Below are 14,085 nucleotides of genomic sequence, written 5' to 3' on the forward strand. Positions count from 1 at the left end.
GTTTTTTTGTCCGATAGTAAAACAAATGTCAGAACAAGTCTTGACTATTACATATCATCAAATGGTCGAGAACGAACATTTGGTACCCGACACTTATCTCTCTGATGACAAGACAATGGAGACACATTTGGATTGTCAGCAACTCCTGAGCCAACTTAGAGGTACTGTCAATCAAAAACGCGAGTCAATCGACAAACTTAAAGATATAGTGGTTAGTTTCAATCGCAACTTCAAGCCTCAAAATACTTTCCGTTTCAACACGATGCCTGTGACGGACAATGATTATCTGCAAATTGCCGTTGATTTGCAGGAGTTCATGGACAATAACAAAATCGATGAGTTCCGCCGACGTACCAGCGAGCATTATAAAGACATTTTGGGACGTATCTCAACCGAAATTGGTTCGCTGATGAAACGTAGATCGGATGTGGACGGAGTGATACTTGACATCAATCGTGATTTTGTAGAAAAGAACTTTGCTGGAGTCATCAAGAGCATTGAGCTAAGAGCGAATGAATCCTCAGACAAGCTCATGCAACTGCTTATATCCATTCATGATTATACCGTAGAAAATGCGCTCTCTATCGGTGAACTTAATCTTTTCTCAAGCAATAATCGGGATGAAGTGAACCTCAAGGTCGTGGATTATCTGAAGAGTTTATCTCATCAGTTGCAGAACGAACCGAATCGTTCATCTGTATCATTGAGTGACGCATTCCGCTTACAATTTCGAGTAAAGGAAAACGATAACGACACGAACTGGGTCGAGCGTATTAATAATGTAGGGTCAGATGGTACGGACATTCTTGTGAAGGCAATGGTCAATATCATGCTCATCAACGTCTTTAAGAAAAAGGCAGCCCGAAAGAGTGGTGATTTCATTGTACATTGCATGATGGATGAGATAGGACGCTTGCATCCTAACAATATCAAAGGTATTCTCCAATTTGCCAATTCACGCAATATCTATCTCATCAATAGTTCCCCCACATCCTATAATCCTTACGACTATCGTTATACCTATCTTCTGAGTAAGTATGGAGTGAAGACGAGAGTGGAAAAATTATTGAAACGAATAAAATAGTCGGATACAATATGGCAATAAGTGCGTCTATACAAGCATTGATAGCAGGTGAACAAGTCACAGGTTCAAAACTAAGCAGTAAGTTACGGGATGAACTATTGACCGAGGGTATGCTATTAGTTACCTCCCACGGCTCAAGAAAATCATATCGTGCCCGTGATACTGAAGCTTTAAAAAGATTTCTGATCGATAAGGATGAAAACTATCGCATTCTCGAAGTAAATATCTCAGATTCACGCGCTTCTATGGCGACAGAAACAGGTAACTCCAAACTTGTTATGGTTCGTTCCTGCCCAGGATTCCCTGTAAACAGCTATGAGCCTATTGGGTGTAGGCTTAACGGAGAACCTTTTATGGTAAACCCACAAAAAGGGAGTTTTGTTTTTGTCGCAGAATGGGAGACGTTCACAATACCTAAAGACGTAGTAGTGATAGGTATCGAGAATATGGAAAATTTCAGAATGATTCGCAATCAAAGAGTATTTTTCGAAAAATATCTTCAAGCGCATAAGCTTCCGAAAAAAGCACTCTTTGTGTCCCGCTACCCACAATCAACAGATCTTAGAAGATGGCTATGTACTATTCCCAATCATTATCTTCATTTCGGTGATTTTGATTTAGCAGGTATTGGCATATTTCTCTTTGAATTTCAACAATATTTAGGAGCGGAACGTTTTTCATTTCTAATTCCTTCCGATATTGACTCTCGTTTGAAGTCCGGTTCCGGAAAAAGATACGATGAACAGTATTGTCGTTTTAAGGACATTAAGTCAGATGAGAGTGATTTGCAGCAGTTGATAGATCGTATCCATCATGAACGAAAAGGTTATGACCAAGAAGGATATATTATGTTTGAATATTGATATTGCTCCCTCATCTTTTATTCGTTTTAAAAAGTGTAATAAGTCAGATTTATTCGCTTGAAAAAATGTAATTGCTTCCGTTGTCCACTATGGAAAATATTTGTATGCCCTAATAGGAACACTTATATTCAGGTAACAACTATTATATTCTATCGGGTATAATTCTGTCTATTGCATCATTATTATACCCGAAATGGTATAAATCAATATATTTGACAGAATTCCATAATATCGAGCATCTGATATAGTATTCCATCAATAGCAGAATGCCAACTTTGATGAAAATGCCCATAATACCAATGATTTATCGGATGATTGTTGGTTTTGAGATGGTTTAGAAGCATATCCATCGTTTTTCGTTCAAATTGTATATCCTCAATTAATGAAGGATCGTTCTCAGCCCATTGGTTAAGATTGCTTTTTGAGAATAGTTCGCAATATGAAGGTGCGGTATGTGTGACAACTGTATCAATCAAGAAGTTTGCACGGATGGTATTCAGCTTATCAGAATCGTAAATAGGAGCTTTGTTCTGCCAATATAAATTGCGAGAAATATCATTTTCTTGCGGTTCATTTGAATGAACACGGTATTTGCGTTTATCCCATTCATTTATGCGATAGATACGGTCAATAGAGATAGCTCCACCAACACAAAGGATGGTATGATTACAGGCTTGTAGAATAGTATAATCTGGAATAGCGATGAAGCGTTCGAAGTTGAACATTGCTCCATCGAAATAAGCTGGATTATCATGATTACCTCGCACAAACACAATCCAATTGTTGGCTTGGTTCATTCGCTTGACATTTCGTCTAACCATCTGTTCATAGTACTCTTTCTTTTCGAAGCCAAAGCCACAATCCCCGGCTACAATTAGCAAGGTGTCCGTAAGCTGATATTGGATGCAGAGTTTGAACACCAACTGATTAAAGTCTCCATGAATATCACCAGAGACAATAATTGTCTTAGCTTCGGGAAAAGATAGTGAGAATATGCCGTTATGGTTCATCTTATGTTCCTGTTAATAGTGTTTATAGATAGAATTAATCTTTACCAAACAACCCTTTCTCTTTCCACCTCTTGAGTTCCTTATCAAAATCTGAAAGAAACTCATTATCTTGAATCAAGCGAAATTTATCATATTCAGCGTATGCCTTTTCTTTCGCTTGTTCGGCGGAAATGGTGTCAGCCTCATTATATTTATCATACTCATATAGAGTCAAGAAATCATCCAATTGCTTTTTCCAATCTGCCATTGTGGAAATGATTTGCCGTTCGGCACGAAGTTCAGCCAAATCAAGGAAAGCGGTTGAAAGACGATTGAAAGCAGAAACTTCTTTGTCTGATAGGTAATTCTGGACGATAATTGTATCCGACTTTTGAACTCTACCGTCAGGAGCGTTTTTCCACGTGGTAAGTCCCATGTGGGGCATTTGGGCATCTGCTCTTGAATAGATGATTTCGGTAGCCGTTTGATGTGAAGTAGCCCAATGCATCATATCTTGCACCATTTTGAAGAATTGTAGGGTGGTCTCTGCCTTAGGGTCATAATCGGCACTACATTCGGCATAGATATCGGTGATTTTCTGATAATACCGACGTTCTGAAGCTCGTATCTCTCGGATACGTTCTAATAGGTCGTCAAAATAATCTTTGCCAAAATGTTTGCCCTGTTTCAAGCGTTCATCATTCAATACAAATCCTTTTATGCTCATTTCTTTTAGAACCGATGTAGCCCACATCCGAAATTGGCCCGCTTGATAACTGCCCACACGATAACCAACGGCAAAAACCGCATCCAAATTATAGAACAATGTATCATCGTTTTTGCCATCATGGGCAGTTGTTCGAATTTTTCGAATAACTGAGTTCTCGTTCAATTCACCGCTTTTGAATATATCTTTCAGATGATTGTTAATCGTATTCGTTTCGACACCAAACAAATCAGCCATTCGCTTTTGCGACATCCAAAATGTTTCACTATTAAAGATGACCTCTATACGACTTTCTCCTTGTTTCGTCTTATATAGCAATATCTTGGATGATAGACTATTGTCGATTAATTCAGGAGTTGATATTTCTTGTTTGAAATATTCTCTTGCCATTTGCACTTGCGGCTTCTTGCTATCGGCATTTTCCGCAATCATCAAACAAGCGATTCGTGATAGATGTATATTCTCCACCTTACGAAAGGAACCGGAAGCCTGTTTTACCATTTCAATCGTAGGGTTAAAATGCCCGGTAGTATTACAACCTTTCTTATTGGCTATGGCGATAGCTCTGTTTAGGATACGATTGAATTTTTGATATGTACACTATAGCCTAGTGCAGTGCACAGCTCACGAGAAGTCCAGTACTCTAAACCTTTTGCGTCTCGCTTTTTAATTCGCTCAAAGTCGGATTGAATAGGGGATGTGTTGTTCTCGTCTATCATTATTTCAGATTGTTTGAATTATACACCGCCAATCCTTTAATCGTCAACATATATTTCTGACGAGGATGACGGGGCTTGTCTGGGTAGAGCATAGAAACAAATCCCTCTTTTATGGCTGGATTGAGTGAGTATTCCATAAAATTCTCACGGTTCTTTAATCCTACGGAAGCCATCATCTCTTTAACTGATAATCTATTGTTTGCAATAGCCTTTATTAAGCGGCTGATATTCTCATTATCTATTTGTAAGGGATTGTCTGAGCTTGTCGGGGTAGAGATAGCGATATCTTCGGGTGCATTAACCACCATGAAACGATTCCTCAATTCATTGTTTTCTCCTATCAAAAGGTTGCGGAAGAATCGTTCCAAGTAGACAGAATCTCTTTTGATGCCCTTTTGTTGTTTTGATAATTAGCTCTAACTAAAGCATTACGGAAATACCAAGAATGATTGGCGAAAAGGTTATTCTCAACATTGAATCCCATTGAGCGTAAATACTGGATGGTGAACACTGCTGTAGTTCGGGTATTGCCTTCTCCAAACGGATGAATCTGCCACAACCCGGATACGAATTGGGTAATATGACTTACTATTTGGTTTATATCCAATTCCGTATAATCAAAAGCCTTTTCTTGTTCAAGGTCATATTCTATGGCTCTACGGATGTCGGGAGCAGACACATAGAACACCGTATCGCCACGAAGCACCCATTCTTTTTGGGTGATATTGTAATCTCTGATTTGTCCGGCAAACTTGAATACTCCATCAAATATCCGCCGATGAATGGCGGTCAATCCAGCTACGGTAAAGGCAAACGAACGCTCATTCAATAGCTTGGTTATATTGGCAGAAACTTTATCGGCTTCCTCTGTTTCATTATCCTTTTCAGTACGAATGTCTTTTGAATCGTAGTAACTCTTGATAAGTTGTTGTACTTCATCAATGGTTATGTCTCCCTCAATATGCTTGCGAGCAGTTTCAATAAGATAATTTGAGGGCTTCAAGCCATCTACTGCTTGAAGTCCTATTGCTGTTTGCCACGCATAGCCTTTTTCACGCTTTTGCGGCTTGCCTTGTTGGGATGTATTCGTCGAAGTTAATCATTGAATATGTCTGAATTAATCCGCTTCTATTATATTGGTTGATGTTAAATAATTCTCAGTATACCTATAAGATAATCCAAACATATCCCAATTTTTTGGTAAGGTTTTAATTGTGGATTAATTGACATAATTACACTAAGATAATTCAATAAGATTGCAGGATTATAATCTTTGGTTGTTATTTCCAAAACTTGTTGAGAATATTTTAGCCATACACCATACAAGTCCTCTGAAAGATTATAATCTTTCATCTGTTTTAATCCGTCATCAATCAATTCACGAATATATTTGCGGGTTAATTCTTGATTTCTATTATAATTATTCATTTGTATGTTCTTTTTGAATGTCTTTTAATTGCTTTTCTAATTCGGTCGGATCTAGAGTATCACTTTGCTTAATAACATCGTCTCTTAAGAGTTTGATTTTATGTGTTATTTCATCTTGTTTAGCTTGTTCTTTATTAAGCTTAAAACCGTATCCTTCTATACTATTGATAAGAGGCATTATTAATAACAATAACCATAAAATTAATATTAAACTATTTCCGTCAAATTTGCAAATAAAGCATTGATTCACAAGTGTATCAAAGTTTTTGAACACATATATTGATGAGATAATTAACAATATTATGTACCATCCTTTTTTTACCCACTGCAGTTCACAGTTCACTCTACTTGTATCACATAGGAAGTTGTGAATTTTAGAAAATATCTTCATCTCTTTTATTCTAATTGTTTTCTATAAACAGAATCTAGAGTATTTCCATCTTTGTCTTTCCATACCAACCAGCCGTTATTGCTGCTACCAATACAGAAATCTGCGGCAGTACTGGGGCTTGAAAAAGTTTTATCCGATGTTAATACCAATATTCCGTTCTCGTTGGAAGTGTAATCTTGAAGCATCTTTTCTCGTTTTTCTTTCCAGTTGAAAGACGGAACCATTGTTTTGGCAACAATACTCCCTTTTAGGACTGTAAAGCCATCGGAACTGTAGAAGCCCTTTGCATTGCACCCTCTACCTTTGGTGTAGAATAGATGTTCCTCTTTGGGTTGTGATACTTCAAAGATATTGCAACCGATAAATGATGCCAGAAATTTCACATCTTCAAAAAATTCATCCATTGAATCTTGTTGATGCTCTGGTAGATTCGGTGCTTTAGGGATTTGTTTATTATCGCTTAAAACAAAAGCGTTTGCTTTCTTGGCTTCAGCTATCGCTTTATGTTCTAGGTATTGCACATCAACTTTAGTCATATCGGCATCTTTCGACACGAATATAAGTGCTTTTTGCCAAAACACCTTCTTGCTGTCGTGGTCTTTCACACGCTCTTTAAAATTTTCCGTTTCACCAATGTATGCCTGCGGCTTAGTTGATTCATCTTCGCCCAGTAATATATAAAATGCAGGTTTCTGCAACTTCTCTTGAGTATTCAGATAAGAGAGGTTAGAACGTGGCACGACAAACATCTGGCAAATCTTATTGCTGATGAATGCATATTGAGTTCCTTTCGGGTCTCCGTCTATGAGATATGTTGTTACTGTCTTCCCCATAATTATCTTCTGTTTTCTATTGTTCTTTTATTTACGCCGCAATCACCCTACTGATTAGTTTTACATAATCAATAAGTGCTTTAGGGCTATCACGGAAGATAGCTGTGAACTTATTGAAAGGTGGTTGCTGCAATACAACAGTGGCAATATCCCCATTTTCACATACATAACGAATGAGTGTACGCAGATACTCCTCTTGCATACGAGTCAGTTCCGCACCATGAATCAATGCACGATATTTTTCCAATGCTATATCCTGCTCCACGCCAATGATGGAACGGATGAAAGCTGCCACATTATGCTGGTATGGCTTGGTTCTTGTTTGTGCCTCAAACTCTTCTTTTGAACCCAACTCTTCCCAGAAAATCTGTTCCAATCGGGCGATGTCTTGTTCGGAAAGCGGGTCAAGGTGGTATATCTTCTGCAATGTATCGTCATCCGACAAATGTTCTTTGAGATAATCCTCCACCCGGCGGCGATAGGTGCGGATAGGGGTTACATTGACTCCCGAATTATCCTCTTCAAACGTGTCTGTCACATTGATGGTAAACGTTTGTCCTACCGTACCGCCATCCAAGTATTGGATGAGTTCACGAAGCTCTTTCCTGATACGTTCGAGTGAACCCAAACTTTTGGATTCCCAGAAGTGGGGAGACAGCACTTCGTCCAGTACATCCATCTTTGCCATTACCTGCGGAATGGATGCTTTCTTTTCTTTGAGATAAGCGGCTATGTCCATTATCTTCCGCTCTGAGGAGGTTGAATTGACTGTTTCGTCCACCAAGGCAAGTTGAGATTTGAGCACAAGTGCATCAAGTTTCAATGCAGACGTATCGGTAGTGGCGTTTTTAAGCAATGGTGAAATATTGCTTTTCATAGCCATTGCATCGCCAAGCGTCAAACAGGTCATGGCTTCCGGATTGGCGTATGTTTCAACGGCTCTCAGTTGCAGGCGCACATCTATCCGGTTTCTGTTCAAGGCGGCAATTTGTTGGTGCAGAATGTCGGCAAGGTCGTTGTGAAAAGCCTTTGCCTCCTCGTTGCTTTGATACTTGCCGTCTTGCAAGGCGAATTTGATGTCCGTACGCAGATTAAATATCAAACTGACGATGGATTGCGACTTTGTAGGTCGGGCACCTTCGGGATGCATCTCGAAATACTCAAAGTTCCGGTAAAAGTCGAATATCAAGAACTCTTTTTTGTGTTGTCCTTCGCCAAACAGGTTTTCGCACAAGCGTGTACCTCTACCTATCATTTGCCAGAATTTTATCTTGGAATGGATGGGCTTGAAGAAAACCAAATTCACAATCTCAGGCACATCAATACCTGTGTCGAGCATATCTACCGATACGGCAATCTGAGGTTGTTTGCTTACATCTGCAAACTTATCAAGCAGGTCAGACGAATACTTCTCGTAGTTATCGATGACCCTGCAGAAGTCCGGTCCCAAGTCGGGATAGAGTACTGCAAACCGTTCGGCAATAAACACGGCGTGCTTGTGGTTGTAGGCAAAGATGATGGTTTTACCTATCAGGGTATTGTCTTTCACCCGGATGCCGTCGTTCATCAGCCTATTCAGCACATGGTCAACGGTATCTTGGTTGAAAATGTATTTGAATATCTCCGTTGCGTTAATGGTGCGGCTGTACGGGTCATCTGGTTCTAATCCAGCTTTCATTTTCTCATACTCGAAAATCTCTTCCAACTGTTTCCGTTCTCCCGGGGTAAGTTGGTCGGGATTAATACCTTCGGTCAGAATTTTCGAGTTGTCTTTAATCGCTTTGAATGGGTTGAGATAGCCATCGGCAACGGCTTCATCGTATTCGTAGCTGTCAGTCGGTTCGCCTTGCTCCATACCGAACAGGTCGTATGTCGAACGGTCTACTTCATCGCGCGGAGTGGCTGTCAATCCTAAGAGGAGTCCATCGAAATACTCAAAGATAGCCCCGTATTTGCCAAACACACTACGGTGGGCTTCGTCGATGATAATGAGGTCGAACCTGCCTAACGAGAACGTCTTGGTATCTTTATCTAAATGCCCAATCATGGTCTGATAGGTGGCGAAGAGGATGCGTGCCGACAGGTCCACATCGCTATCGCGCAAGGAACTGACCGTCATGTTAGGCAACAACTTGGTATAATTCTTTTTTGCCTGATTGACCAGTTCGATGCGGTCGGCAAGAAACAGCACATTCTTTACCCAGTTGTTTCGCACCAACACATCCACAAGCGAAATGCTGACACGTGTCTTTCCCGTACCGGTAGCCATAACCAACAAGGCACGGCGGTGTTTGTCGTTGTAGTGCTTGCAGACCGATTCAATCACCCGCTTCTGGTAGTTGCGATTGGTTATCTTGTCCGAAATTTGCAAATCGGTAATATCGCCTCGACTACGCTGCGCAATCATACGGCGCAACTCGTCAATGGTATGGAACCCCATCACCTTGCGCGATGGATAGCCGATTCCGTCTATCACGTGGGTCTCAAACCCATTGGTATAGTAGATGACCGGGCGAGGACAAGCATAGCGTGATGCTAGACAATCGGCATACAGTTCGGCTTGATGACGACCGACTGCCGCATCCACACTGGTACGTTTGGCTTCCACTACAGCCAGCGGTATTCCATCGGCATCGAACAGGACATAGTCTGCATAACCCACACCGCCCTCATTCGGCATACCTTGCACCCCTATCTCTATTCCGGCTTGGCGAGGGATGATTTCTCCCCCCTGTTCGTTTACCGTCCAGCCTGCTTCATGCAGCAACAAGTCGATATACAACTTTCGGGTTTCCGCTTCCGAGAGGTCGTTTACCACAGGCTGTGCTTCCACCGTTGTGGGCTGTGCATCCGAACTCTCTTCTACTGCTTGTGCAACACTGTCGGCTGCTTGTGTGGTAACGGTTTGTGTCTGGTCTGTTTGAGGAACAATAGCAAGAGTGTTCGGTTGCGAGGTTGATTGAAGAATCAGTTTTTTGTCAAAATCGGGCAAGGTATCAATCACCCTCCAAGCCAACAGGATAGAACCGATGATGTAATAAAGATTCAGTACGGTGAAGAAGGATTCTCTGCGTCCTACAAATCCATCATCGGCGTGGGCGGCATTGTTTCCAATCTTACGCACATAATGGATGCGTTTCATCAGATCTTCGCTATTGATGAATGCCGTAAAGCGTTCGTCGGTGGTGAGCGAAAGCAACGAGGCACGTTCCCCTATCTGCCATCCTTTCAAGCGGTAAACGGTTTTTACCATCATTTCCAGTGCAAGTCGGGCTTGCATGGCAGAAACCATTGGGTTAGCCACTTGAAAATCCTCAGCCGTGGCACAATAACGATAAATCGTTTTTAATCCGTCAATGTCTTTTATGATGTCGAAGTTCCTCATAACTTTTAGTCTTTTATAAATTCCCAATAGCCATCTTTATCTGATCCGGTGCGCTGAATGACCGTTCCATTCAACTTTTTGATATGTCGTGCAACAGTGGCACGGCCGATGTTTAGGAGTTTCGCATATTCATCGTATGTATATTTCGGGTATTCTTTAATGGCAGCAATAAGTCGGGTTGTCGTGTCTTTAGGCGTTGCAGTATCATTTACAGTATCACCTTCTCCTTTTACAGTATCATTTATGCTTTGCTGATACTGTAAAATCCGATTTTCTAGATTGGTGATATGTTGGGTAAGCATTACATCTTGTATAATGGTACTGTCTTCTTGTTCACGACTGTCAATCAAAGCCTGAATATATTCACCTTTTGTCTCTTTCGTAACAATAGATGGGATAAGACCTAACTGTCGTTGTACGATATTCATCAGCAATCGGGTTGTACGCCCGTTGCCATCAACCCACGGATGAATGGTGACAAGCCGAAAGTGCGCTTCAAAACTCAACCGATAACATGCCGCTATATCGCCTCTATCTATAGATGCCAGTTCTCCGTTTAACCAATCGCAGAAGTCGGCTGTTGCTTTGGGTACTTTTTGAAATGCCAGATAACTTCTGCCTCCGATTCCGGCACTTACGTTGCACCGTCGCAATTCCCCTTTTGAGGAATCGAAACTGCCGCCTATAGTGGAGTATTCCGATCCAGTACGACGCATTACTTTGGCAGACAATTCACATAATAGTTCAACGGTGTATGGCTGTTCGGTTTTCGCCCATTCAAAGCCATAGAGGTATGCGTTTTTCAAATCCACATTCATCATCTGCTCATTCAGGCTTCTCCCTTTGGCTGCAATTCCCTCGTCAAACAACAACTGGTTTTCTATTTCGGTAACAGTCGAACCTTCGATAGCCGTAGAATGGGTAATCAGTGAATAGAGGTAGAATTTTTCATAATCTACCTGCTGGTCTATCCCCGAAGCAGTATATCGGTTGATGGTATCTATCAGTTTTTTATCTATCTCTTTCATACTGTCGGCTTGTTTTAAGAGAAATAATACTGCATCCGTTCTGCCATCAGATTCTCGGCATCGGCTAATTGCTGGCGAATCAACTCTTTTTGCTTTTCGATGGCTTCGACTTGTGAGGCATATTTTTTCTGCATATCAATTAGAGGAACAGGTATAGGCAAACTACTCAATAATTTCTGGTTAATATTTTGAATACCAATGCCATTTGATTTCAAAATATGAGTGTTCTTAAATTCAATATTCGTTAATACAGCTATCAGGTACTTATTTATAATCTCCACAGACTTTCTAAATCGAATGCAGAACCCGCTGAAGGTTACTTCTGTATTATTAGGAAAAACCTCCAAGCATCTGCCAACTAAATTTTTGTTCCCATTAGAACGTACAAATATAATATCTTCATTATGAAGTAAATATTCTTGTGGCGTGTCTTCAACTTCTATATAGGATATATTGTCAAATGAGGAAATACATTTATGGTCTTGAAAGTCTCCAACGCCTATTATTTTCAATGGCTTTCCTCTCTCTCCCTTACTATAGTTTAGTCCATTTTTAAAGTCACCAAGTTTCCCCATTAGTATAATATCCCAACATTTATCATTAACCGAAACATTTCCAAAGGTATCAACGAATTTAGATTGTGTGAGGACATCAAGGTCGGCAATCTGCGCTTTGTAGCCGTCAATCATTTCTTGCAGTGCATCCAATTCAGTCGCTATTGCTTGTTGAATAGATTTGTCTGTTGGGTATTTAATTTTTACCTCTTTCAAGAACTTGAAATGTCTTGCATAACCGTTACTCGGTATGTTTGACCACTTAATGAAATAATATAGGTATTTAGCAGATAAGCTGTTGTTAGGTTGTAATACTTTAACACCATCTGCACCTACACAGAAATCAAAATCTACATATTTGACAGTACGGGTATGGTCTCCGAAGATGACGATACTTCCTAAATCTTTATTGAGATTGTCTTCTGTGTTACAATATCCGGATATAAAGTCTTTTTCCTGAGAAATAATGGGATATTTCCCAGTTAAAAGGTAATCTTTCTTTTGAACTGCATCTTTGACTTTTAGAGTCTTGATAGAATCTTTTATTAAAGTATTCTCCCACTTTGATTTATCCACTTTCATACCCTTACGAATTTAGCAGTTTCTTGAACTTGGCAAAGGCTGCATCAATAGCCTTCTGTCTTTCTTCCATACGGGCAATGATAGCCTCAGGAACTTCGTATTCAACAGCCTCATGCTCTACTTCGTGATAACGCTTATAGCTGAGGTCGTAGCCGTTGGCACGTATTTCATCGGCAGTGACAAAGAATGATTGCTCTTTGCGACTACGATCGGTTTCCGCTTCGAGGTTATGGAAGCGTGAGATGATGTCGGGAATATCGTTCTGTTCAGGTTGTGGGGTGCGCTGTGTCGTCAGTGAGAAACCATCAGCACGCATATCGTAGAACCAGACCTTGTCAGTACCGCCTGTACCTGTCTTGGTAAAGATGATGATGGCGGTGGAAACGGGACTGTAAGGCTGGAATATACCTGAAGGCATCGTGATGACGGCTTGCATACAATGGTTGTCCACCAATGCGGAGCGTATGGTTTTATAGGCTTGTGCATCGCCTGTGAGAACCGTATCCGGTACGATGGAAGCACACCGTCCGCCCGACTGAAGCATCCGCATCATCAAGGCAAGAAACAACAGCTCAGTTTTCTTAGTTTTGACAACCGCTTTCAGCGTATGCGCTATGTCGTCAGCATCGAGACTCCCTGCAAACGGAGGATTGGCAAGGCAAAGGGTATAGCGGTTTGTATCGTTGTTTTCATTCGACAGTGAGTTACGGTAGTACAGATTTGGCTCATCCACATCGTGAAGCATCATGTTCATGCAGCCGATTCGGAGCATAGAAGCGTCCGAATCGGAACCGTGAAATATCTCTTTGCGGAAACGGTCTCCTTCTTCAGTATTGAGCAATTCATCGCTTTGATACTCTGCAATGTATTTGGCCGCTTCCATAATAAAACCGGCGGAACCCATAGCCGGGTCGCAGATGGTATCATCAAGAGTAGGACGCATCAGTTTCACCATCATGCGGATGATATGGCGGGGGGTACGGAATTGTCCGTTAGTACCCGATGCCGCCATGATGCCAAGCATGTACTCATATACATCGCCCATCATGTCTGCACCATCGGAAGTAATTTTTTCAATACCTTCAATAACACGAGATAACAGTCGAGCATTGGTAATCTGAAAAACCGTGTCTTCCATAGCCTTTCTATAAGCCGAACCCTCTTTTCCCATATAACGCAGGAAGATAAACACATCGTTGCGCACCCGATTCAACATTTTAGTCGGCTCCATTTCTTTGAAAACGTGCCAACGCATTTCGTTGTAGGGCACATCTTGATTGGTGGATGGATTATGCCACACACCGCTGGGGAATGTAGGGTTAAGCAAAACATCGCCCGTAAGGTTGGCTATCGCTTCTTTTTCACGTTGCTTATCGTCAAGCATCTTCATGAAGAGCAGATAGATAATTTGTTCAAAGATTGCCGATGGTTGGGTAAAACCATTGTTCCAAAATGTTTGCCATACGTCATCCACCTTTTGTTTTATATCGCCTGTAATCATA

At 41.0% G+C, this 14,085-nt stretch carries 10 protein-coding genes and 2 pseudogenes; 2 read left to right on the forward strand and 10 right to left on the reverse strand.

The window, feature by feature from the left end; all coding sequences use genetic code 11:
* Both QZ331_RS08710 and QZ331_RS08715 read left to right on the forward strand, forming a co-directional pair.
* A partial coding sequence (locus QZ331_RS08710; RefSeq protein ID WP_294629537.1) for an ATP-binding protein occupies positions 1–1,084 on the forward strand: 1,084 nt, incomplete at its 5' end.
* Positions 1,085–1,095: 11 nt separating this feature from the next.
* A complete protein-coding gene (locus QZ331_RS08715) occupies positions 1,096–1,947 on the forward strand; it encodes a hypothetical protein (RefSeq protein ID WP_294629538.1) in 852 nt (283 codons plus the stop codon).
* 203 nt (positions 1,948–2,150) lie between these two features.
* Here the strand turns inward: QZ331_RS08715 and QZ331_RS08720 are convergent, their stop codons facing one another.
* The 10 genes and pseudogenes from QZ331_RS08720 to QZ331_RS08765 form a co-directional block, all read right to left on the reverse strand.
* Positions 2,151–2,957 carry a metallophosphoesterase gene (locus QZ331_RS08720; protein ID WP_294629539.1) on the reverse strand — a complete coding sequence of 269 codons (807 nt, stop codon included), beginning with the start codon at positions 2,955–2,957 and terminating at the stop codon, positions 2,151–2,153.
* 34 nt (positions 2,958–2,991) lie between these two features.
* Positions 2,992–4,382: pseudogene (gene rhuM / locus QZ331_RS08725) on the reverse strand (RhuM family protein).
* Positions 4,382–5,485, reverse strand: a pseudogene (locus tag QZ331_RS08730) (Fic family protein). The pseudogenes rhuM and QZ331_RS08730 overlap by 1 nt, the downstream one beginning before the upstream one ends.
* A 43-nt stretch (positions 5,486–5,528) precedes the next feature.
* On the reverse strand, positions 5,529–5,810 hold the full coding sequence (locus QZ331_RS08735; RefSeq protein WP_007665830.1) for a hypothetical protein: 282 nt from the start codon (positions 5,808–5,810) through the stop codon (positions 5,529–5,531).
* Positions 5,803–6,201, reverse strand: a complete 399-nt coding sequence (locus QZ331_RS08740; RefSeq protein WP_007665829.1) for a hypothetical protein — start codon at positions 6,199–6,201, stop codon at positions 5,803–5,805. Before QZ331_RS08740 ends, QZ331_RS08735 begins: the two co-directional genes overlap by 8 nt.
* Before the next feature lie 5 nt (positions 6,202–6,206).
* Positions 6,207–7,034 carry a GIY-YIG nuclease family protein gene (locus QZ331_RS08745; protein WP_257421551.1) on the reverse strand — a complete coding sequence of 276 codons (828 nt, stop codon included), beginning with the start codon at positions 7,032–7,034 and terminating at the stop codon, positions 6,207–6,209.
* Positions 7,035–7,065: 31 nt separating this feature from the next.
* Entirely contained in the window at positions 7,066–10,419 is a 3,354-nt protein-coding gene (locus QZ331_RS08750; RefSeq protein WP_270459780.1) for a DEAD/DEAH box helicase family protein, read from the reverse strand.
* Positions 10,420–10,424: 5 nt separating this feature from the next.
* Positions 10,425–11,447, reverse strand: a complete 1,023-nt coding sequence (locus QZ331_RS08755; protein ID WP_257421541.1) for a Fic family protein — start codon at positions 11,445–11,447, stop codon at positions 10,425–10,427.
* Between the two features lie 14 nt (positions 11,448–11,461).
* Positions 11,462–12,583 (reverse strand): restriction endonuclease subunit S, encoded by a 1,122-nt coding sequence (locus QZ331_RS08760; RefSeq protein ID WP_257421537.1) that lies wholly within the window; start codon positions 12,581–12,583, stop codon positions 11,462–11,464.
* Positions 12,584–12,587: 4 nt separating this feature from the next.
* Entirely contained in the window at positions 12,588–14,084 is a 1,497-nt protein-coding gene (locus QZ331_RS08765) for a class I SAM-dependent DNA methyltransferase (protein WP_294629540.1), read from the reverse strand.
* Position 14,085 lies beyond the last annotated feature (1 nt).

Origin of the sequence: uncultured Bacteroides sp., assembly GCF_910586915.1 — a bacterium.
Taxonomy (GTDB): domain Bacteria; phylum Bacteroidota; class Bacteroidia; order Bacteroidales; family Bacteroidaceae; genus Bacteroides.